The sequence below is a fragment of the Flavobacterium notoginsengisoli genome (genome assembly GCF_042686225.1).
Lineage (GTDB): Bacteria > Bacteroidota > Bacteroidia > Flavobacteriales > Flavobacteriaceae > Flavobacterium > Flavobacterium notoginsengisoli.
Genome location: NZ_JBHUOT010000005.1, coordinates 14,869 through 37,242, shown reverse-complemented (window position 1 = coordinate 37,242; position 22,374 = coordinate 14,869). Strand labels below are relative to the sequence as shown.

The following is a 22,374-nucleotide window of genomic DNA, read 5'->3' as shown; positions in this document are numbered from 1 at the left end:
AACCAAAAAACTAACCAAAAAACTAACCAAAAAATTAACCAAAAACTACCAGAATTACCAATGAAAATTATCAGACTTTTTAGCTTGTCGGCAATTTTATTTGTTGCCACAACAAGTGCATTTGCACAGGAATTTAGATTAGGAAAAGTTTCTGTTGCAGAATTGGAACAGAAAGTGCATCCAAAAGATACTTCAGCAGTGGCTGCTATCCTTTATAAAAAAGGAGTATCCAGATTGGAGTTTGACCAAAACGAAGGTTTTTATATGATGACCGATGTCGAAACCCGTATTAAAATTTATAAAAAAGAAGGTTATGACTGGGCGAATCAAGAGGTTTGGTATTACAATTACAACTCATTAAAAGAAAGAGTATTTTTTACCGATGCAGTGACTTATAACCTGGTAAATGGTAAAGTAGAAAAAACAAAACTGAAAAGTGACGGATCTTTTGATGAGGTACTTTCAAAATACAGAGGACAGAAAAAAATAACGATGCCTAACGTTAAAGAAGGTTCAGTAATAGAATTTCGTTATACTGTCAGATCTCCTAGTGATGCCATGATACGTGACTGGGATTTTCAGACTTCGATTCCGGTAAATTATTCAGAGTTTAAAGTAGCTTATCCGGAATATTATGTTTTTAAACCACGCCAAAAAGGGTATATATTTCCTAAAACTACCACATTAAAAAATCCAAAAACCATTACGATTAATAGTAAAGAAAGAGCAGGAGGTAATTATTCAGCTACAACTCAATTTTACACAGATAAAATAGATTATATAGAGACAGAAGTTACTTATGTAGCTCAGGATTTTCCGGCATTGAAAGACGAAAGTTTTGTCAATAATATTAACAATTACAGGTCAAGTGTTGAACATGAATTATCATTAACACATTTTCCAAACAGACCAATTAAAGAATATTCTACAGACTGGAATTCGGTTGTGAGAACGATTTATGAATATGAAGATTTTGGTCCTGAACTGAATAAAACCGGCTATTTTGAAGAAGATCTGAAAAAATTATTGGCAGGAATTAATACACCGGAAGAAAAAATGTGGGTTATTTTAAATCACGTAAAATCAAATGTAAAATGGAATAGTTATTATGGTTATGGCTGTGATAACGGAGTTAAAAAGACCTATAAAGAAAAAACAGGAAATGTTGCAGATATTAATTTAATGCTAACAGCAATGCTGCGTTTTTCAGGTTTAACAGCAAATCCGGTTTTGGTAAGTACACGTTCTAACGGAATTGCTTTCTTTCCAAACAGAACAGCCTTCAATTATGTAATAGCAGCAGTAGAAACTCCAAATGGTTATATTTTATTAGATGCTACTGATAAATATGCAACACCAAATATACTTCCTTTTAGAGTCTTGAACTGGATGGGAAGATTAATCAGAAAAGACGGAAGTTCGGAGGAAATCGATTTGATGCCTACAAAAACATCTAATGATATTGTTTTTATGAATTACGATATTGATGCCGGAGGAAAAGTTACAGGTCAAACCAGAAGGCAATGTTCTGATTATAATGCTATGATTGCAAGAGAGAATTTTGAAAAATTAAAAGAAGAAGAATATCTGGAAAAACTCGAAAACAACAGTAATAAAATCGAAATAAAAGAATATTCAAGAACGAATGAGAAAGAATTATTAGCTCCAACTGTTGAAACCTACTCTTTTACAGGTAATAATCTATGTGAACTTATAGGTGGTAAAATCTATGTAAATCCGATGCTTTTCTTTACAAAAGATAAAAATCCTTTTAAACAAGAAGTACGAGAATATCCGGTAGATTTTGGTTATCCATTTTTAGACAAATATAACATCACGATTAAAATTCCTGAAGGTTTTACCGTCGAAACACTTCCAACAGCAGTAGTTTACAATATGGAGAATAATTTAGGAAGTTTTAAATTCAATATTGTTGCAAACGAAAATATTTTACAATTAAGCATTGTACATCAAATTAACAAAGCAATCGTTGGCACTGATGAATACGAAATGTTAAAAGATTATTATAAAGGAATGATCGCGAAACAAACGGAGAAAATAGTTTTAAAAAGAATTTAAATATGCTAAGTCGTATCCTTTTAATTTGCTTTATATTTTTTTGGAGTAGTGGGAATATTCAGGCTCAAAATTATGCGCCTGGAAAGATAACAATAGCTGAACTGGAAGAGAAAATGCACCCAAAAGATTCTGGAGCCGTAGCAGCTATTTTAGCAAGTAATGTTACAGTCAATTTAAATCTGAGTGGAAATTCTGAAAAGATTATTCGTAAAAAAATCAAAATTTATAAAAGTGACGGATATCATTTATCAAACGTTCATCTGTATTTTGGTGCTGGAAGATCCGGATATTTACACATTCTAAGTGCTTATACTTATAATTTAATTGATGGTAAAATCATCAAGTCTAAATTAAAACCCGAAAGTGAGTTCATCGAAAAAACAAATGACAGTTATTGGACAAAAAAACTGGCTTTTCCAGATGTAAAAGAGGGATCTATAATAGAATATGAATATAGAGAAGATGTGGGTTTTTTAAGTCTTTATGACTGGAATTTTCAGGAAAATATTCCGGTAAATTATTCCGAGCTTAAAACGACCATTCCGGATGATTTCATATTTAAAAGAAATACGAAAGGATTTTTTTCTCCAAAAATTATTTCAAAAGCGACGCACGCATATGGACGAAATGCGACAGAAACCATTTATGTTTATCAAAACCTTCCAGCAATGAAAGAAGAAAGTTATGTAAACAATATTAATAACTACAGGACTGGAATTTTTTTTGAACTCGAAAAGATAGAAATTCCGGGACGGTTTTACAAAACATTTTCATCAGACTGGACAAGTGTCGCTAAAACAATTTACGGATTTGACAGTTTTGGCCCTGAATTAAACAAAACGGGATATTTTGAAGAAGATTTGAAAGTAGTATTGGCAGGAAAAAATAATCCGACAGAAAAAATTACAGCGATTCTTAATTTTATAAAAACGAATGTAAACTGGAATAATCATTTAGGTTTCTCTTGCGAGAAGGGTGTTCGTAAGGCATATAAAGAAAAAACAGGAAACGGTGCGGATATTAATTTAATGCTGACCGCTATGCTTCGGTACGCCGGACTTACTGCAAATCCGGTTCTGATTAGTACGCGTTCTAACGGAATTGCATTTTTTCCAAACATAAATGCTTTTAACTCTGTCATAACTGCCGTTGAAAGCGGAGGAGATATTATTTTAATTGATGCTGCAGATAAATTTTCAACACCAAATGTTCTTCCGTTAAGAGACTTGAATTGGATTGGAAGATTAATTCGTAAAGACGGAACTTTTGAAAGTATTGATTTAATGCCAAAGAAGCTATCTAATAACAATGTTTCAATTGATTATACCATTGAACAAAACGGTAAAATTAATGGTAAAATAAGAAGACAGACTACAGATTATAATGCTATGGCTGTTAGAAACACTTTTGAAAATACCAAAGAAGAGACCTATTTGGAGAATCTTGAAAATAATCATGGTAAAATTCAGGTAAGTGATTATAAACGAGATAATGAAAAAGAGTATTTATTGCCGGCAACAGAAAGTTTTTCGTTTATAAGTAATGATTTATCTGAAGTGATAGGAGATAAAATTTACATAAGTCCAATGCTATTTTTCTCAAATACAAAAAATCCTTTCAAACAGGAAAATAGGGAATATCCGGTCGATTTCGGATTTCCTTTTGCAGAAAAATATAACGTTAGTATACGGATTCCGGAAGGATTTGCTGTAGAAAGCATTCCAAAAGCCGAAGGATTAGTTATGGAAGAAGGTCTGGGAATTTTTAAGTACAATATTGCACTCAATGATAATGTGCTTCAATTGTTGGTTTTGCATCAAATAAATTCTCCTATTGTGTCACGTGAACAATATACTATTTTAAGAGAATATTATAAAGTAATGATGGCGAAACAAACAGAAAAGATAATTTTAAAACGAATCTAAATATGTCGATGCGATCTCTTCTCCTTTTTTTTATATTCTTATGGAATGGTGCTCAAGTCCAGGCTCAAAGTTATGAACTTGGAAAAGTTACTATTGGCGAACTTCAGGAAAAAATACATCCTGTAGATTCTACGGCGCCGGCGGCAATTTTGTTTAAAAAAGGAAAAACCGTTTTTACGTATGATGAAAAAAATGGTTTTTCTGCAACTCATACTTATGAATTTAAAATCAAAATATACAAAAAAGAAGGTTTAAAGTGGGCTGATCAAAAAGTCCAGTATTATGTTGGTTACCAAAACTTAAACGAAGATTTATTGTCTTTTTCGAATACAGTGACATACAATCTGGAAAATGGTAAAATACAAAAAACAAAGTTAGAAAATCAAGGAACTTTCAAGAGAAAGATTAATGAATATTGGAATGAAAAAGGGATAACGTTTCCAAACGTGAAAGAAGGATCTGTTATAGAATACAAATACGTTTTAAAGTCCGAAAATATAGTCCAGTTTCCAGATTTTGATTTTCAATTTAGTATTCCTTTGAATTATTTTGGGTATAAAACAGAATTTCCGGAATTTTATATTTATAAAGCACTTTTATTAGGAACCCATACTATAGAAAACGATTCTAAAATTGTAATGGGAAGCCAGAATTTTACAAGTGAACATGGTCAAAGCCGAAGTATGTCCTATAAGCAGATAGATGCATTTTATTCAGGAAAAAATATTCCAGCTTTAAAAGAGGAACCTTATGTCAATAATATCGAAAATTACAGAGGTTCAATTAAACACGAGTTAGAACGTGTTCGAATGCCGGAACAGCCTGTTAAAGACTATACTCTTACTTGGGAAGGAGTAGCTTCAACGATTTTTAAAGACGATCGTTTCGGTAAAGAAATCAACAAAAATAGTTTTTTGCTGGAAGATGTAAAAAAGATACTAGCAAATGTTTCATCTCAAAAAGAGAGAATGAATATTATTTTTCAATTCGTTCAGAACAAAATGAACTGGAATGAAAAATACGGTTATTATACTGATAAAGGAGTCGAAAAAGCATATAAAGATCAAACCGGAAATATTGCAGAAATCAATTTTATATTGCTAAATATGCTAAAATGGGCAGGAATTGAAGCTAATCCTATATTAGTAAGTACAATCGAAAATGGAATTCCGGTTTATCCGACAAGAACAGGATTTAATTATATTATTGTAGCTGCAGAAATAGATGAAAAGCAAGTTTTATTAGATGCTTCGAGAAAATTTACATCACCGGATATATTGCCCTTAAACACTTTAAACTGGAAAGGGAGGTTAATTAAAAGTGATGGAACTTCTAAAGAAATAGATTTAGTTCCGTCGAAACCTTCTAAAGAAAATGCCAGTATTACAATCAAATTAAACGAAAGCGGAAAGATTAGCGGGAAAGTTAGAATTCAGAGAACAGATTATGAAGCTTATAAATTTAGAATCCAAAACGGAAATGGCAATCAAGACAATTATATCGAAAAACTGGAAGAAGATTTGGGAGGTCTAAAGATTTCTGATTACTTAATAACTAATAAAGTTTCTAATATATCCGATCCAATTGTAGAAACTTTCAGTTTTGAAACCGATAATTTTGTTGAAATTATTGATGACAAATTCTATGTAAGTCCTATGTTGTTTTACACGCCTGCCAAAAATCCTTTTGTACAGGAAAATAGACAGATGGGAATTTATTTTGGATATCCAAAACAAGAAAAACTTTTTGTAAACATTGAAATTCCCGAAGGGTATGTTATAGAAAGACTTCCAGCGTCTACAAGGCTTTCTTTAGAAGATAAAACTATAAATTTAACACTGAATTTTTTAAGTGACACAAACAAAATTCAAATTAGTTTTTTAAAAGAGATCAACAGTAGTATTTTTGCAGCTGAGCACTACAATGGATTGAAAACACTGTTTCAAAAAATGATTGCTAGTCAAAACGAAAAAATTGTCCTTAAAAAAGCTTAAAAATGGATTTAAAAAACGCTCAACTAGACGTTGATACCTGGATAAAAGAACACGGAGTTCGTTACTTTAACGAATTAACCAATATGGCGCAGCTTACAGAAGAAGTTGGAGAAGTTGCCAGAATTATTGCTCGCCGTTACGGAGAACAATCAGAAAAAGAAAGTGATAAAAACAAAGATCTTGGCGAAGAATTGGCCGATGTTGTTTTTGTAGTTTTATGTTTGGCCAATCAAACGGGAATCGATTTACAAGCTGCTTTTGATAAAAAAATGGACTTAAAATCGGTTAGAGATAAAGATCGTCACAAAAACAATGATAAATTGAAATAATTGTGAAATATCACGCATAAGTTTTGAATTATGAGTTTTGAATTTTGAATTATGAATGGGGAGTGGTAAATTGCGGGGCTGAATTATGTTTCTAATCATTCATAATTCATAAATTCACAACTTACAATTAAAAAAATGAATTTAAAATTAACGACGAATCCATCATTCATCATTGATGATTCGCAACTCAATATTACAGGTTCTAAAAGCGAAACCAACCGCTTATTATTGCTAAAAGCATTATTCACAAACATTACTTTAGCCAACACTTCAAATTCTGATGACAGCGAAGTAATGCAGAAAGCTTTGGCTGGAAATGATGAAATTGTAGACATTCACCACGCCGGAACAGCAATGCGTTTTTTAACGGCTTATTTTTCAGTTAATGAAGGAAGAGAAGTGGTTTTGACCGGATCCAGCAGAATGCAGGAGCGTCCAATCAAAATTTTGGTTGAAGCTTTAGCGCAACTGGGAGTTGAGATTTCTTATGAAAAAGAAGAAGGTTATCCGCCAATTCGAATTAAAGGAAAAAAAGTAACAGAATCAAAAGTTAAATTAGCTGCAAACGTAAGCAGTCAGTATATTTCGGCACTTTTATTAGTGGCTTCTAAATTGGATAATGGTTTAGAACTGACTTTAGAAGGCGAAATTACTTCGATTCCATACATCAAAATGACTTTAGCTTTGCTGGCTGATTTAGATATTAAAACCACTTTTGAAGGAAATGTAATAAAAGTGTTTCCTAAAGAATCAGTTGAATCCAAAGAAATGGTTGTAGAATCTGACTGGAGTTCAGCTTCTTATTTCTTTAGTCTGGTTGCTTTATCTGAATCTGCAAAAATCACATTGAGCAGTTACAAAGAAAACAGTCTTCAGGGAGATTCAGAATTAGTTTCTCTTTATGAAAAAATGGGTGTAAAAACGACTTTCCAAAATAACAAAATGACCTTGGAAAAAGTAGCAGGTTTCAATTATCAGGATGTAAATTTTGAATTAAACAATACTCCGGATATTGCACAGACAATCGTCGTAACTTGTTTAGGTTTAGGAATAGGATGTCATTTAACAGGTCTTCATACTTTAAAAATTAAAGAAACAGACAGATTAGAAGCATTGAGAATCGAGCTTACAAAATTAGGAGCGAATATTTCAGTTACAAATGACAGCTTGACTTTAGAGCGTTCAGGAGCTATTAATCACGATATACATATTGCAACATACAATGATCACCGTATGGCAATGGCGTTTGCACCTTTAGCAATCAAAGTTCCAATTATCATTGATGATGCTGAGGTAGTTTCTAAATCATATCCGGATTTCTGGAATGATTTAAAAGCGTTGAACTTTCAAGTTTCAGAATTGTAAAAATTTTTGAAACCATATAAGTGATATAAGTTCATTTAAATAAAAGCTTAACGCAAAGTATGTAAAACATAGCCTCTGGTTTCAACCAGAGGTTTTTTTATGCGAATTTAAAAGTAAACCCGACAGGTTTTTAAAACCTGTCGGGTTTAATAGTAAGTAAAAAAACAGTTGATATGAACTTATATCACTTATATGGTTCAAAAAAAACATTTTTAATGCTTTCCGAAACCTCACTAAATCAAGGACTTTTGAAAATAAACGTCAAAACACTTGACAACGCCTATCTCACAATCGTATATTTGCAAGCGATTTAAAATTTTAGATAAAAAAGTCTAAGATTTATTTTTTAAAATCTAACTTCAAATATGAAATTATCACACTTCAATTTCAATTTACCGAAAGAACTTTTGGCTGAATTTCCGGCAGAAAACAGAGATGAATCTCGTTTAATGGTAATTGACCGTAAAAAAAACACTATCGAACATAAAATGTTTAAAGACGTGATCAACTATTTTGATGACGGAGACGTTTTAATTCTAAATAATACAAAAGTTTTCCCTGCACGTTTGTATGGAAACAAAGAAAAAACCGGAGCTAGAATTGAAGTTTTCTTGTTAAGAGAATTAAATTCTGAGCAACGTTTATGGGATGTTTTAGTTGATCCGGCTAGAAAAATCCGTATTGGTAACAAACTTTATTTTGGTGATGACGATTCATTAGTTGCTGAGGTAATCGACAACACAACTTCTCGTGGTAGAACTTTACGTTTCTTATACGACGGTTCTTATGAAGAATTCAGAAACAAATTGACAGAACTTGGAGAAACTCCAATTCCTAAATACATCAACAGAGAAGTTACTGCTGAAGATGCTGAAAGATACCAAACAATCTACGCAAAAGAAGAAGGAGCTGTAGCGGCGCCAACTGCTGGTTTGCACTTTTCAAAACACCTTTTGAAAAAATTAGAAATCAAAGGAGTAAATTTTGCTGAGGTAACTTTACACGTAGGTTTAGGAACTTTTAACCCGGTTGAGGTAGAAGATTTATCTAAACACAAAATGGATTCTGAGGAATTGATTATCACACAACAAGCTTGTGATATCGTAAACGAAGGAAAAGCAAAGAAAAAACGTATTTGTGCTGTAGGAACAACTTCTATGCGTGCCATCGAAAGTTCTGTTTCTTCTGCAAACACTTTAAATCCATATGAAGGATGGACAAATAAATTTATTTTTCCTCCTCACGATTTTAGTATTGCAAACTGTATGATTACAAACTTCCACACACCGAAATCAACATTATTAATGATGATTTCTGCTTTCTGTGGTCACGATTTAATGAAAAAAGCATACGAAGAAGCGATTAAAGAAGGATACAAATTTTATTCTTACGGAGACGCGATGTTAATTCTTTAATTAGAATTTATAGTATAAAAAGACCCGACTAGTTTTTATAACCTGTCGGGTTTTTTATTTGTTTCAAGTTTCAGGTTTCAAGTTTGACATTCGTTGAGAAATTTTAAACGCAAAGAGCGCAAAGTTTTTTTGCTCAGTATGTGTTTACCAGAAACAAAAGAACGCAAAGCTTTGCGAACTTAGCGTTTATAAACGTTAGCCTTGATAAAAAAAGACTTTGCGCTCTTTGCGTTAAAAAACACACAAAGCATATCAATCTGAAACAAAACAAACAATTTTTGTTATTTTAGCAAACAAAACAAAAATACACAATGACTTTTCAAAATACACGCGAATTTGCACGAGAGCTAGATTCGAAAGACGCATTAAACCATTATCAGGAACAATTTATATTTCCGAAAGTGAATGATAAACGAGTAATTTATTTCACAGGAAATTCATTAGGATTACAGCCAAAACGTACCAAAACCTATATAGACGAAGTAATGAATGACTGGGCAGAACTTGCCGTCGAAGGTCATTTTTATGCTGAGAAACCCTGGTGGGATTATCAGGAAAGATTTTCTGAACCATTGAGTAAGATTGTTGGCGCGCTTCCATCAGAAGTTACGGTAATGAATACTTTGACTGTGAATCTTCATTTGCTGATGGTTTCTTTTTATCAGCCACAAGGAAAACGCTATAAAATTATCTGCGAAGAAAAAGCTTTTCCGTCAGATCAATATATGTTTCAGAGTCAGGTTCATTTTCATGGTTATAAACCAGAAGATGCCATTGTAGAAATTAAACGTCGTGAGGGAGAACACAATATTCGTTTAGAAGATGTTTTGGCAAAAATTGAAGAAGTAGGAGATGAGCTTGCTTTAGTTTTAATTGGCGGAGTAAACTATTATACCGGACAAGTTTTCGATATTAAAACGATTACAGCAGCTGGACAAAAAGCAGGAGCAAAAGTAGGTTGGGATTTAGCACACGCAGCAGGAAATATTAAATTAGAACTGCACGATTGGAATGTAGATTTTGCTGCTTGGTGCAGTTATAAATATATGAATTCAGGTCCGGGAAATGCTTCTGGATGTTTTGTTCATGAAAGACATCATAACGATCCGGATCTGCCTCGTTTTGCCGGTTGGTGGGGACACAACAAGGAACGTCGTTTTAAAATGGAACCAAACTTTGACCCAGTTCACGGAGCAGATGGATGGCAGATTAGTAATTTACCAGTTCTTTCGTTAGCGCCTTACTTAGCTTCTGTAGAGATGTTTGCTGAGGTTGGAATGGATGCTTTAATTAAAAAACGTGATCATATTACTTCTTATCTTGAATTTATTCTTCACGAAATTGACAAGGAAGTAGAAAGTACTTTTGAAATTATTACGCCTTCAAACCCCGAAGAAAGAGCTTCACAGTTATCTGTTTTTCTTCATGGAGAAGGAAGAGCTTTATTTGATTATTTAATGAAGAACGGAGTTATCACAGATTGGCGCGAACCCAATGTAATTCGTCTGGCACCAGTTCCACTATATTGTTCTTATGAAGATATGTACGACTTTGGACAGATTCTGAAAAAAGGAATTTTAGGGAAGTAAATTATTTCACGCAGATTTTGCAGATTTTAGCAGATTTAAAATGATTTCTATAAGTAATCTGCGAACATCTGCTTAAATCTTTTTAAATCTGCGTGAAAAAATCTTTAAGCACAAAATTTATCATTTCGAGGAACGAGAAATCACACTAGAAACTCCGCGAAGTATGTAGCCAATCTTTGTAGAATCCCGCGTATGATTTCTCGTTCCTCGAAATTACAAACAGTACCGCTTATTATTTTTAAATGATAAATGAACTTTGCACCTCTGCGAGATTAAATCGTTTAAACTTTGAATAAAAACTCTGCAAGAAACGACATAAAATCTTCTAATAATATAAATTTTCAAAAAAATTCTGTAACAATCATTATAGCAGATATTCCGTATTTTGTAGTGTATAATTTTAAATAACTACAATCATGAAAGGCTTATATATTTTATTAGCAGCAATAATTTTTACTTCGTGTCAGCATCAAAGTAAAGAAGATATAAACAAAGCCAAGCAAGCCAGTATTGATTCCATGAAAGTTGAAATTAACAAACAACGTGTTATCGATTCAATGAAGACTGAAATGGCGAAGATCAAAGAAGAGCAGAAAGTTGAATCTCAAAAGGTAGAATCTCAAAAAGTTGTTGTAGTGCATCAGCCAGCAAATGGAAATGCCACAACCACTACAACTACTACCAAAAAGAAAGGATGGAGTGCAACTGCTAAAGGTGCTGTAATTGGTGCCGGAGTTGGAGCTGCAACCGGAGCAATCGTAAGTAAGAAAAAAGGAGAAGGTGCTATTATCGGCGGTTTAGCTGGTGCTGCCTTAGGAACTGGAACAGGAGCTGTTATTGACAGTAAAAACAAGAAGAAAGAATAAGTTTTAAAACTTAAACAATATTTAAAAACGCCGATTTAGAATTTCTAAATCGGCGTTTTTGTTTATACTAATTCAAGTGTCGGAATCTGGATCGCATTTAATTCTGATTTATAAAAATCGAATTGATTTTTGATTTTTTCTTCTTCCTTTTTAAAGTAAAAAGTGGAAGAAAAAAGATTCTGATAATATTCAATTCCCTCTAAAATGTTTGTTTTAAAAGAATTCCATTTTTTTAATTGCATTGCGGTAACTTCTCCGGAAATGGTTTCAATTTCATTTCTGAAATAATCAACATACATTTTCAATTCCTTCACAAACAAATTAGGTCGGTCTGTTCTTAAAACCGATTTTCCATGATAAATGTGCTGAACCATTTCTTTTAAAGAAACTTCCTGATCAAAATACGCGAGGTTTGGTCCCGGGCAAATTACTACACCTTGAGCCTGACCTTTTATTTTGATATCATTTTCAAGATAAGAAGCATTCGCCAAACCCACACATAAACATGATTTCTCTGTTATCTTGATTTTGCTCTTTTCAAATTCTTCCGCAGATAAACTATCTTTTTTGCTTTCTAATGCTGCAAGTTTAATATCCTGATATTTTTTAGAAGCGGTACAAATTCCGTGTGGATCGTATTCCTTGCTTAACGCTAAGAATTTCTTTGGGCACGAACTTCCGGCTTTATTCTCGTGAATTCTTTTTTGTTTTAAAAATTCGTTTGTTGTCCCTTTTAAAGTGTTGAATGGAACTCCCAAAGGCGAAATGTTACTTAAATAAAAATCATCTTCTTTGGCCTTCATTAATAGATTTCTCGTTTCCTGATCTACAGAAGTAGCTTCGGGAACTAATAAAAATGGTGAACCCCAGCCAACAGCATCTACTTTATATTCGTCCAATAAAAACTCATGTTCTTCTGAAGTTCCAACACCGCCCTGAACGGTAATTTTTAATTCTAAAGGTTTTTCCGAAAATGCTTGATTTTTTAGCTGTAAAGCTTTAATCATTAAATCATGGGCAGATTGTACTAATTGTTCTTTTTTCTGCCTGAATTCTTCTAAAATGGTGCCTAGAAGAAGTCCGTCAGTGGCAAAGGCGTGTCCTCCGCAGTTTAATCCAGATTCGATTCGGTATTCTGAAACCCAAAGGCCTTTTTTAGCAAGGAAATTTCCCTGAATCATGGCCGATCTGAAATCGCTTACTTTTAGAATGATTTTCTTTTTAAGTTCGTTCTTTTCATTTGGAAAAAAGTCTTTGAAATTTTCGAAGTAACCAAACAATCTCGGGTTCATTCCTGCTGAAAGGACAACAGACGATTCCAGATTACTATTTGCAAAACCTCTCAAAGCTGCATGCGCATCATTAAACTCAATTGGAAGCTGTTCGTTTTTTATGAAGTTATCTTTATCCAATTTTGTCATAATGTTCACATCAATTTCTCCTGGAAAAAGATGTGTTTCTATATAATTCTGAATGTTTTCCTTAAAAGAAATTCCGTCATCCAATAAATTCTGAAATCCTTTTTTAATGTCGGAAGTGTTAGGTAACATCGACATGAAATTTTCCAGAGCGGTTTTGCTTTCGGCTAATTCGGTTTTGAAATTTTCGAATTTTTCTTTTACTATTTTGTCAACTAAATTGAGGTAAGAAGTAATTCTTTCGGCTCGGTAATCGTGAAATTTTTGTGTAATTTCCTCGTACGGGATATTGAATTTAGTGCTATAAAAATTACGCATCTTTTCAATCAAATCATCATCAGCAAGAGCGATAACAGACGAAATCCCGTATTGCGCCACACGAATCGGACTGTCAATCGTGTACGCAAGCCCCATTACCGGAATATGAAAAGTGTGTATAGGTGTTTTTGTCATTTGTCTTCCAATTAAAATAGAGACAAATATTGGAAAAAGGATTTTTTTAAAAGCTGATAATTGTCAGGTTTGCGGGTAAAGTTTTGTTAGCCACGAATTCACGAATTTTATTTTAAATGTCTGGCTGCATAGCCTGCGGTTGAAACCGCAGGAACACAACCAATTTCCATAATGAATTCCCACAATATGTTCTCTTTGATTGAAACCACTGGCGATGTTTATTTACAATTCGTAATATTGTTTGTCAACACAATCATTTTAAATAAAATTCGTGAATTCGTGGCGAAAAAAAATCATATCAAAATCATATCAAAATCATATCAAAATCATATCAAAATCATATCAAAATCATATCAAAATCATATCAAAATCTTCTTCAAAGACTCTGCTATGCTTCGCCATAAAAAGTTGTAGAACGATTTTTCCTGAATTCTTTCGATTTCAACATCTGCAGTTTTGGCTTTGTCTTTCGAATCATTTTTAACTAATAAATTAGCGATTGCCGATTTGAGTTTGGCTTCTTTTTCAGGATTTTTCTTTTTGTATAATTTCACTTTTAGATCGTCATAATCCAAAGAAGCATTTCCTTTTGAGATATTATCATTTCCATAGAAATTAAAACGGTATTTATTAAAAACTCCGGTAAAGGACGCATTCATATACGGTTTGCTGAATTGTCCCATCGCTCTTACATCAAAATTGGAAATTATGCCCTGAATATGAAAACCATCATTTTTGTCTAAAACATTGAAACTCCAATCTACGTCTAAAGGAGAAGTTTTCATAAAAATAGTTTTCACTTTGATTTTAACATCAGCTGTTTTTTTCAAACCAAAACCACTTCGAAGATTGGTTGCCTGCAAATTAAATTTGTCGAAAGTTAAAACTCCGGGACCTTTAGAAAAATCAATCTCTTCTTCGTAAACTAATTTTGATTTTAAAACCTGTAAAGTGTCAATTTGAAGCGGGAATTTTATATTTCGTAATAAATGATTGTACAGGTATTTTTTGCTTAAATCGTCTTTTGGCATTTTTCCGCGGTAAATATTGGCGTCAAAATGATTGATTACAAGGGAATTTGCTTTAAAGAAAAAACGATCATTTTTAAATCCCCAATCCATTTTCTGGATGCTGGCAGAATCTACGTTCAGCGTATAAATATCTTTCTCTGTTTTTAGTCTTTTTACAAATTCCGGACGGGAAAACTGCGGAATATTAGCAAAATTATTAATTGCTAAAAAGTTCTTTTCAGTATTGATTTTGCCAATTGTGATATGATAAAAAGCACTCGGACGATAAAATAAACTATCACATATTAAAGCATAACTTTTATATTGAAGCGGAATTTTTTCTTTTAAAGTGGCATCAGTAATTAAAATGCCTTCCAGTTTCAGAAGGATTTTTTTAATGCTGAAAATTGGTTTTTGCGTATCCAAAGAAACGACATCTACACTTCCGTCATTCAGATAAATATTCGAAACGCCGATGATTTTTCGAAATGGTTCGACGATTTCGTTTTTGATGCTTTTACTGTTGTTTAAAAGTTTTTCGCCTTTTTTGTATAGAATCACACGAGGTTTATTGATAATAATACTTTCGGCCTGAATGATATCGCGAAAAGCCAAATCCCAAATATTGAAATGTTTGATTGTGATGGATTCTATTTTGGTAAAAAGCCCATTTTTACTGTCTTTCGGTTCGTTTTTCGGATTTACCAATAAAGTCTGAGCGTAGATATTTCGGGAAAAAAGAGAAACCTCAATTTTTTCATAATTGATATTGTAGACTGTTTTGTTTTTTTCGTGAATAATAATCGGAAGCTGTTTCTTAATCCAGTAATTCAGTCCAACATTGGCCAGAACGACAATAATAAATAAGGAAATTACTCCGATCGCTATTTTTTTATAGATTGACATTTACAGTATTAATTTTAAATACATAAATTTAGAGTTTTAAAAAGGAATGATTTTTACATTATTCTGCAATTTCGTTATATCATTTTTTAGAATTCATTATTTATATTTTTTTGCGTGATTATGAAAATACTTAAAAAAATCCTGTTGGTTTTATTGGTACTTATTGTACTTCTTGGAATTGGTTTGTGCGGTTATATTTTTCATTTAAAACCCAAATATGAAGGAGAGTTACAAATAAAAAATCTGGACAAACCTACGACAGTATATTTTGATGAATTTGGAGTGCCGCATATTTACGCCGATTCTGAAAAAGATGTTATGACAGCTTTAGGCTATGTTCACGCGCAGGAAAGATTATGGCAAATGGAATTGTTACGCCGAATTGCCCCTGGAAGGTTGTCTGAAATTTTTGGAGGAGTGGCACTAAAGAATGATCAATTTTTTGCCGGAATCGGAATCGAAGAAGCTTCGGCGAAAGCGATTGCCAAACTAGACAAAAATAGTGAAAGCTATAAACTGACTCAGGCTTATCTGGACGGAATTAATCAATATCTGGAAGAAGGTGTAACCCCAATTGAGTTTACTTTAGTTGGCGTGAAAAAACAAAAATTTACCATAAAAGACGTTTACAATATTTATGGATATATGTCTTTTAGTTTTGCAATGGCTCAGAAAACAGATCCGTTATTGACTGATATTAAAAATAAATATGGAGCTTCTTATCTGAAAGATTTAGGCATTGAAGGAGAATTCAATACAACGAGAATTAAAATTTCAAAAGAGAAAACAGAAGAATATAGCGAGATTTCAAAATCGATTACAGCAATGTTGGATCAATCTCCAATTCCACCATTTATCGGTAGTAACAGTTGGGTTGTTGGTCCGAAGAAATCTAAGAGTGGAAAAGTGATTTTTGCAAATGATCCGCATATTGGTTTTTCTCAGCCTGCAACCTGGTACGAGGCGCATTTGGTAACGCCGCAGCATGAGCTGTACGGTTGTTATTTGGCAGGGACGCCGTTTCCGTTATTAGCACACAATCGTGATTATGCTTACGGATTAACAATGTTTGAAAATGATGATATCGATTTTTATCAGGAAAAAAATAAAGAGGGAGATGGTACACAATATCAAACACCAACTGGTTTTGCGAAATATGAAATCAGAAAGAAAACAATCAAAGTAAAAGATTCATCAGATGTAGTTTTGACGATTAAAACGAGCCGTCATGGACCAATCATGAATGATTTTATGGAACGCTTGGAAAAGAAAAATCCAATTGCAATGTTGTGGACTTATACGCATCAGCCCATTCAGATTTTAGATGCCGCATATGGACTTTCACATGCAAAAAATAAAGAAGAATTTAAAAAAGCAGCCAGTTTAATCGCAGCACCGGGATTGAATGTAATGTACGGAGACGCTAAAGGAAATGTGGGCTGGTGGGCAACAGGAAAATTATACCGTCATAACGAAGGCGTAAACACACACTTAATTTTGGACGGTTCAAGCGAAAAAGATGATATTGTAAAATATTTAGATTTCGAACAAAATCCGTCGGCAGAAAATCCGGAGTGGGGTTATGTTTATTCTGCCAATAATCAGCCTGAAACTATAGATAATGGTTATTTATATCCGGGTTATTATCTACCGGAAGATCGCGCAAAAAGAATTTCAGGAATTTTGAATGCAAAATCAGATTGGGATAAAGAGGCGATTAGTAAAATGATTTATGACAATACTTCGGATGTTGCGGTTGAGGTGGTGAAAAATTTAATTTCAAATACTGATCTTACTTCTATTTCAGCAGAAGAAAAAGAAGTCATAAATGTTTTAAAATCCTGGAAAGGAACAACTAATCTTGAAGATGTTGCACCAACGATTTATAACAAATGGATTTATTTATATCTGAAAAATACTTTTGAAGACGAAATGGGGAAAGAAAATTTTAATTTGTTTCTGGGAATTTCTGTTGGAAAACAAGTTATCGCCAATCAAATCAAAAATGAAAATTCGGTTTGGTGGGATAATATCAAAACCAAAAATGTAAAAGAAACCAGAAAGCAAATTGTTTCAAAATCTTTCCATGAAACAGTTGCAGCACTTCAAAAACAGTTAGGAAATACCATTTCAGATTGGAAATGGGGACAAGTTCATACAGTAGAACACGAACATCCATTAGGAAAAGTAAAAGCACTTCGCGGACTATTTAATGTTGGACCGTTTAATTCTCCAGGATCAAACGAAGTCATCAATAATTTATTCTTCGGATTTAATGAAGAAGGGAAATATTACACCAAAGGTGGCCCTTCAACCAGAAGAATTGTAGATTTCTCTGATATCGAAAACAGTTGGAGTATTTTGCCAACAGGACAATCCGGAAATCCGTTCAGTAAACATTATGACGATCAGGCAGAAATGTACAACTCCGGAAAATTCAGAAAAATGAAATTGAATAAAGAAGAGATTATAAAGACTTCGACTAAATTGGTTTTAAAACCGAAGAATTAGTTTTTGTTTCAAGTTTCAAGTTTCAAGTTTCAAGTTTCAAGTTTCAAGTTTCAAGTTTCAAGTTTCAAGTTTTTCCAATTAAAATCTAAAAAAATAAAAAGGTTCAGAGATTTTCGTTTTTAAAAACCTCTGAACCTTTGTCGCTTTGTCCCTTTGAACCTTATTTAGAAAGATACTTCCCCAAAACAATATCATTAGCAAAAATGTTCAAATTATTAATTAGTACCTTATTATTGGTCATTACATTTTTGGTCTGATAAGCGGTGTTTTTTTCATAAGCTTTCAATAAAGTTTCCAATTCAACTTCGTCAAAAACAACAAAACTGTTGTATATCGCATCTCTGAAATTTTTGTAATTAATGCTTTGGGTAATTTCCATAGCTTTTTGTTCATTCCATCCTTCTTTTGCAGAAGTTTCGTTTATTTTGGACAAACAAAAATCGACTACATAATTTTTATAATGAGTTGCTTCGACGATTCTGTCTATAATAATTTTGTTTTGCTGAGAAGGCATTTTAGCAGAAGTGTAATTCGTTTGAGCTACACTTGTAAAAGAAATAAACAAGCAGAAACAGACAGTTAAGAAACTGTGCTTTTTGAAATTTTTCATAGGTTAATTTATTGTTTTAGGGTAGGGCTAAAATAGTGCTTTCAACAATAAATCTCCAAGCAGAATGGTCAAGTTGTTACAAAAAATAACACTTACAAAATCAATTTTAAGAAGATTCTGTAAGTGTTATTGATAAAATAGTATTGGATTTTATTTTTTCAAAAGTTCCGCCAGGGCTTTTTTACCGCCTTCGTTTGAAGGATCCAGTTCAACAGATTTTGTGTAGTTGGCAATAGCCAGTTTTTTATCGCCATCGGCTAAATAAGCTTCTCCTAAACTATCATAAGCATTTCCTGATTTTGGAAAAGTTTGGGTATTTATTTTAAAAATTTCAATTGCTTCTTTCTTTTTTCCGTCTTGTAATAATTGATATCCAACTCTGTTCATATCGTTTTCTTTAATATTGTAAGTAGGATCGTTTTTGAGTTTGTTATAGGATTCTATTCCGGCTTTTGTTCCTTTAGCAGCGAATGTTTCTAGTAATTCAAATGCTAAAGATCTTTTTGGCTGTTCGAATTTTTGGTTGTATAAAATAGCTCGAATAGCATCGTTCATTTCGCCTAAAACAGTTCCTCCGGTATTGTTCAATAAAACAATTAAATTTTTATCAGACGGATAACGTGAGATGATAGTATTAAAACCATTAATACCTCCTCCGTGACCGATAGTTTTTAGTTTTCCCTTATCTCCGTTATCTACTTCATCAATAAACCAGCCATAGCCGTAAGCAGGTCTTCCAAGACTTATGTAAGGTTTAAATAATGATTCCATAGATTTTGCAGAAAGTAGTTTGTTGGTGTACAACGCCTGATCCCAAATATATAAATCTTCAACAGTAGAGTACAAAGATCCGGCGGCATACGGAATACTCATATCAACATAAGCAGCATTAGTGATTAATTTCCCTTTTCTTTCATACCCTGCAGCTCTGTTTTTCAAAATTACATCGCTGTGATCGTAACCTGAATTAACCATTTTTAAAGGAGTAAAAATTACTTCCTGTAAATATTGCTCGTAAGTTTTGCCAGTAATTTTTTCAATAAGATATCCTAACAAAAAGTACCCGGAATTACTGTAGCTGAATTTTTCGCCAGGAGAAAATTCAAGGGGAAGACTTGAAAAGGTTTTTACAAACTGTTCAGGCGTGTATGGATTTCGGGCTTTATCTTTAAAGAAATTTGGAGAATCGGTATAATTTGGAATTCCTGAAGTATGCGTCAATAAATGGTGTGTGGTAATTTTGCCTCCGTTTTCTTTTGGATAATCCGGAAGATAAGTCGTGATAGGAACGTCAAGTTTTAATTTTCCTTCTTCTGCCAGTTTTACAATTAAAAGCGCTGTGAATTGTTTGCTGATTGAACCTAATCTGAATTTTGTGTCAGGCTGGTTAGGAATATTCCATTCCATATTAGCAGAACCAAATCCTTTTTTTAAGATAATTTTTCCGTTTTCAGCAACAAGAGCCGAACCGTTAAATTGTCCGTATTCATTGTATTTGCTTAAAAGTTGTTCAATTTGTTGTGCCTTGTCCTGAGCAAAAACACTCAGAGTCGAGAGTTGAAAAGCAACAAAAAATGCAATAAGTTTGATTGATTTTTTCATAATGATTGATAATTATGGGTTTTAGATTAATAAAAATGATTCGTTTTTGATTGATGATTGAAACTTTGTAATTAAAAGATATTCAGTGTTTTAAATCTAAATTACAATTTTTTCACTTGTAATAAATTAATGATCTCAAAAGTTTAGACGATCATTTTTTGATTTGGTTTCATAAATCAATTAGTTTTTTCACTTTTATTTTAAAATTTAGTCCAAATTATCCTGATAGGGTTTGTGTTCATAACTGATAACCCTTTTTAGTTTCCAATTTTTACCTTTTCGTTCCCAAATATGAATGAATTTTCCGGTTAGATGCGGAATATCACTAGACAAAAGGTGTGTTCGCCAATTTGCAAAGCACCAAAATCTCCTAGTTTTTCAACCGTGCAGAAATTTAACTTTCTTGTCACTTTTTGAAAACGAGTTTTTCTTCCAATTAAATCTTTTACATTTTCACCTCTAGAGATGTTTAAGCCATATTGGTCATCGTAGAATTCGATATCATCTGCAATTATTTTTCTAAAAAGAGCAGCATCACATTGGTTAAAAGCATAATCAAAAAGTTGATGATCCATTTCGATAATTTCGTTATGTAAAAGGTTTTTTCGGATGTGTTCATTTTTCGTATAGGCAAGTGCCTGCCTGCTTAAAAACAGCATAAAAAGTACTAATGTATTGATCATCGGTATCATATTTTATGGTTTAACATTTACTTTGTTTCTATGGAAATTATTCGGTTTCCAATTTCTCCTAGATAATGTTGAATTGTCTTTTCATAAACTTTATAACCATCATCAACATTGGTAAAAATGATTAAACCTTGTTTTGTTTTTGGAAGCAAAAGAAAAATGGTCTGGACGCCTTGGTCTGCGCCACCATGAGATAAAGCATAATTTTGATTTCCGAGATCATAGATTTCAAAGCCTAAACCAAAATATTTATCTTTTTTCGTAGTAACCTGATGCGAAATCATTTCATTAAAAACTTTTGGACTTAAGCCTTCACTGTTCATTATGCTGCATAGAAAGTTTCCATAATCTTCAATAGTGGTCAATAAATCATCTGCAGCATTTGCAGTTTCGTTTTGGGTTGGTTTGTAATCATTTCCTTTATTATCATAATTAACAGCATATCTGGAAAGATCAATTTTATTATTCCAAATTAGTTGAGAATCGTGCATTTCTAAAGGTTTAAAAACCAATTCTGAAGCTAATTGGTCTAATGTTTTGCGGAATTTTTTCTCCAAAGCTTTTCGCAAATATTCAAAACCTTCACCAGAATATTGGTATTGCGTTCCAGGTTTAAATTTGAAATCCAGTTTTTTAGATTCATTATTAGATCTCCAATTTGGGAAACCCGTTTGGTGGCTTAACACAAATCTGGTTGTAAGCAGTTTTAAATAAGGATCTTTTGCAATATCCGGATCTGTCCAATATTTAGAAAGCGGTTCGTCCAAATCCCATTTTCCCTGACTGATTAATTTTAAGGCCACAATTGCTGTAACGGGTTTGGTTAGAGAAGCAACATTCCAGATTGTATTATAAGGAGCAGAAACATTTCTTTTAAGATTACCAAAAACCTTTACTTGTTTTAGTTTTCCGTCAGAAATAATTCCAATTCCTAAAGTCGGGACATTGTTTTCTTTCAGCCATTTTTCGGTTTCTTGTTCATTGTCAAAAAGAGCACTTTTTTCTTCTACAGAGTTGGTTGGTTGGTGATCGTAACTTAAAATTCGTTTTAATTTCCAATCATTATTTTCTAAAACCCAAAGATGTGAAAATCTCGCTTTTCCAACTAGTTTTTCATTTTCCTTTAAAAATGGCTCACCTTTGTTTGTTTTATTTTCATAGAAATAATGAATTCCGTTTTGTAAAGCAGCGTACAGAACCCCATTTTTGTATAACGGATAAATTTTAGTGCTTTCGTCAATTAGTTCTCTTTTAGATTGATACGTTGATGGAGAAGCACATAAACCGCTTTTCATTGTTTTTACAAAATCCGTTTTGTTAGAAAGCCCATTTTTATCGTGGTAAAATTCTAACTGATCGCTACAAAGGCTTTCGGAAACAGAAATGTCGCAGGTATTAAAGCCAATATTAAATAAAAGACTGTCTCTTGACATAATGATTTTGTACAATGGAGAGTTTTTTTGCTCCTGAGAAAATCCCATTTGGAATTGAAAACATAAGATTCCAAATAAAAAGATTTTTAATAGAAAAAAGAAAGGATTGATTTTCATTGTAATTAATGATTGATTGATGATTTTGCAAAAATAATCCAATCAGAATTCACAAAATTGTAC

General features: G+C 32.7%; 15 protein-coding genes. 9 read left to right on the top strand and 6 right to left on the bottom strand.

Annotated features, from left to right (window positions below; translation table 11 throughout):
• Window positions 1-60: 60 nt before the first annotated feature.
• From ACFS3A_RS12535 to ACFS3A_RS12500, 8 genes are all read left to right on the top strand, one after another.
• On the top strand, window positions 61-2,079 hold the full coding sequence (locus ACFS3A_RS12535; protein ID WP_379825893.1) for a DUF3857 domain-containing protein: 2,019 nt from the start codon (window positions 61-63) through the stop codon (window positions 2,077-2,079).
• A gap of 2 nt (window positions 2,080-2,081) precedes the next feature.
• Complete coding sequence (locus ACFS3A_RS12530) at window positions 2,082-4,004, top strand: DUF3857 domain-containing protein (protein ID WP_379825892.1); 1,923 nt, start codon at window positions 2,082-2,084, stop codon at window positions 4,002-4,004.
• An 8-nt stretch (window positions 4,005-4,012) separates the two neighbouring features.
• Window positions 4,013-5,998, top strand: a complete 1,986-nt coding sequence (locus ACFS3A_RS12525) for a hypothetical protein (protein WP_379825890.1) — start codon at window positions 4,013-4,015, stop codon at window positions 5,996-5,998.
• Between the two features lie 2 nt (window positions 5,999-6,000).
• Window positions 6,001-6,327 (top strand): nucleotide pyrophosphohydrolase, encoded by a 327-nt coding sequence (locus tag ACFS3A_RS12520; protein WP_012022600.1) that lies wholly within the window; start codon window positions 6,001-6,003, stop codon window positions 6,325-6,327.
• Between the two features lie 135 nt (window positions 6,328-6,462).
• Window positions 6,463-7,692 (top strand): 3-phosphoshikimate 1-carboxyvinyltransferase, encoded by a 1,230-nt coding sequence (aroA, locus tag ACFS3A_RS12515; protein WP_379825889.1) that lies wholly within the window; start codon window positions 6,463-6,465, stop codon window positions 7,690-7,692.
• 365 nt (window positions 7,693-8,057) lie between these two features.
• Window positions 8,058-9,107, top strand: coding sequence for a tRNA preQ1(34) S-adenosylmethionine ribosyltransferase-isomerase QueA (gene queA / locus ACFS3A_RS12510; RefSeq protein ID WP_379825888.1), 1,050 nt, complete (start codon window positions 8,058-8,060; stop codon window positions 9,105-9,107).
• Between the two features lie 311 nt (window positions 9,108-9,418).
• Window positions 9,419-10,696 carry a kynureninase gene (gene kynU, locus ACFS3A_RS12505; protein WP_379825887.1) on the top strand — a complete coding sequence of 426 codons (1,278 nt, stop codon included), beginning with the start codon at window positions 9,419-9,421 and terminating at the stop codon, window positions 10,694-10,696.
• A 416-nt stretch (window positions 10,697-11,112) separates the two neighbouring features.
• Window positions 11,113-11,562 carry a YMGG-like glycine zipper-containing protein gene (locus ACFS3A_RS12500; RefSeq protein WP_379825886.1) on the top strand — a complete coding sequence of 150 codons (450 nt, stop codon included), beginning with the start codon at window positions 11,113-11,115 and terminating at the stop codon, window positions 11,560-11,562.
• A gap of 62 nt (window positions 11,563-11,624) precedes the next feature.
• Here the strand turns inward: ACFS3A_RS12500 and ACFS3A_RS12495 are convergent, their stop codons facing one another.
• Both ACFS3A_RS12495 and ACFS3A_RS12490 read right to left on the bottom strand, forming a co-directional pair.
• Entirely contained in the window at window positions 11,625-13,433 is a 1,809-nt protein-coding gene (locus tag ACFS3A_RS12495) for a hypothetical protein (RefSeq protein WP_379825884.1), read from the bottom strand.
• A 359-nt stretch (window positions 13,434-13,792) separates the two neighbouring features.
• Window positions 13,793-15,349, bottom strand: a complete 1,557-nt coding sequence (locus tag ACFS3A_RS12490) for a hypothetical protein (RefSeq protein ID WP_379825883.1) — start codon at window positions 15,347-15,349, stop codon at window positions 13,793-13,795.
• A gap of 120 nt (window positions 15,350-15,469) precedes the next feature.
• On the opposite strand from ACFS3A_RS12490, the gene ACFS3A_RS12485 reads away from it, so the two are divergent.
• Window positions 15,470-17,860 (top strand): penicillin acylase family protein, encoded by a 2,391-nt coding sequence (locus tag ACFS3A_RS12485; RefSeq protein WP_379825882.1) that lies wholly within the window; start codon window positions 15,470-15,472, stop codon window positions 17,858-17,860.
• Between the two features lie 160 nt (window positions 17,861-18,020).
• On the opposite strand, the gene ACFS3A_RS12480 is transcribed toward ACFS3A_RS12485, so the two are convergent.
• From ACFS3A_RS12480 to ACFS3A_RS12465, 4 genes are all read right to left on the bottom strand, one after another.
• On the bottom strand, window positions 18,021-18,470 hold the full coding sequence (locus ACFS3A_RS12480; protein WP_379825880.1) for a hypothetical protein: 450 nt from the start codon (window positions 18,468-18,470) through the stop codon (window positions 18,021-18,023).
• A gap of 150 nt (window positions 18,471-18,620) precedes the next feature.
• On the bottom strand, window positions 18,621-20,072 hold the full coding sequence (locus ACFS3A_RS12475; RefSeq protein WP_379825877.1) for a serine hydrolase: 1,452 nt from the start codon (window positions 20,070-20,072) through the stop codon (window positions 18,621-18,623).
• Between the two features lie 308 nt (window positions 20,073-20,380).
• Window positions 20,381-20,755 carry a nuclear transport factor 2 family protein gene (locus ACFS3A_RS12470; RefSeq protein ID WP_379825875.1) on the bottom strand — a complete coding sequence of 125 codons (375 nt, stop codon included), beginning with the start codon at window positions 20,753-20,755 and terminating at the stop codon, window positions 20,381-20,383.
• A gap of 26 nt (window positions 20,756-20,781) precedes the next feature.
• A complete protein-coding gene (locus tag ACFS3A_RS12465) occupies window positions 20,782-22,311 on the bottom strand; it encodes a serine hydrolase (protein ID WP_379825873.1) in 1,530 nt (509 codons plus the stop codon).
• Window positions 22,312-22,374 lie beyond the last annotated feature (63 nt).

What these genes read in the sequence shown, in the direction of transcription:
- kynU (WP_379825887.1), top strand. Translation starts at nt 9,419, where the DNA reads ATGACTTTTCAAAATACACGCGAATTTGCACGAGAGCTAGATTCGAAA.
- queA (WP_379825888.1), top strand. Translation starts at nt 8,058, where the DNA reads ATGAAATTATCACACTTCAATTTCAATTTACCGAAAGAACTTTTGGCT.
- ACFS3A_RS12470 (WP_379825875.1), bottom strand. Translation starts at nt 20,755, where the DNA reads ATGATCAATACATTAGTACTTTTTATGCTGTTTTTAAGCAGGCAGGCA.
- ACFS3A_RS12535 (WP_379825893.1), top strand. Translation starts at nt 61, where the DNA reads ATGAAAATTATCAGACTTTTTAGCTTGTCGGCAATTTTATTTGTTGCC.
- ACFS3A_RS12530 (WP_379825892.1), top strand. Translation starts at nt 2,082, where the DNA reads ATGCTAAGTCGTATCCTTTTAATTTGCTTTATATTTTTTTGGAGTAGT.
- aroA (WP_379825889.1), top strand. Translation starts at nt 6,463, where the DNA reads ATGAATTTAAAATTAACGACGAATCCATCATTCATCATTGATGATTCG.
- ACFS3A_RS12475 (WP_379825877.1), bottom strand. Translation starts at nt 20,072, where the DNA reads ATGAAAAAATCAATCAAACTTATTGCATTTTTTGTTGCTTTTCAACTC.
- ACFS3A_RS12520 (WP_012022600.1), top strand. Translation starts at nt 6,001, where the DNA reads ATGGATTTAAAAAACGCTCAACTAGACGTTGATACCTGGATAAAAGAA.
- ACFS3A_RS12465 (WP_379825873.1), bottom strand. Translation starts at nt 22,311, where the DNA reads ATGAAAATCAATCCTTTCTTTTTTCTATTAAAAATCTTTTTATTTGGA.
- ACFS3A_RS12480 (WP_379825880.1), bottom strand. Translation starts at nt 18,470, where the DNA reads ATGAAAAATTTCAAAAAGCACAGTTTCTTAACTGTCTGTTTCTGCTTG.
- ACFS3A_RS12495 (WP_379825884.1), bottom strand. Translation starts at nt 13,433, where the DNA reads ATGACAAAAACACCTATACACACTTTTCATATTCCGGTAATGGGGCTT.
- ACFS3A_RS12500 (WP_379825886.1), top strand. Translation starts at nt 11,113, where the DNA reads ATGAAAGGCTTATATATTTTATTAGCAGCAATAATTTTTACTTCGTGT.
- ACFS3A_RS12485 (WP_379825882.1), top strand. Translation starts at nt 15,470, where the DNA reads ATGAAAATACTTAAAAAAATCCTGTTGGTTTTATTGGTACTTATTGTA.
- ACFS3A_RS12525 (WP_379825890.1), top strand. Translation starts at nt 4,013, where the DNA reads ATGCGATCTCTTCTCCTTTTTTTTATATTCTTATGGAATGGTGCTCAA.
- ACFS3A_RS12490 (WP_379825883.1), bottom strand. Translation starts at nt 15,349, where the DNA reads ATGTCAATCTATAAAAAAATAGCGATCGGAGTAATTTCCTTATTTATT.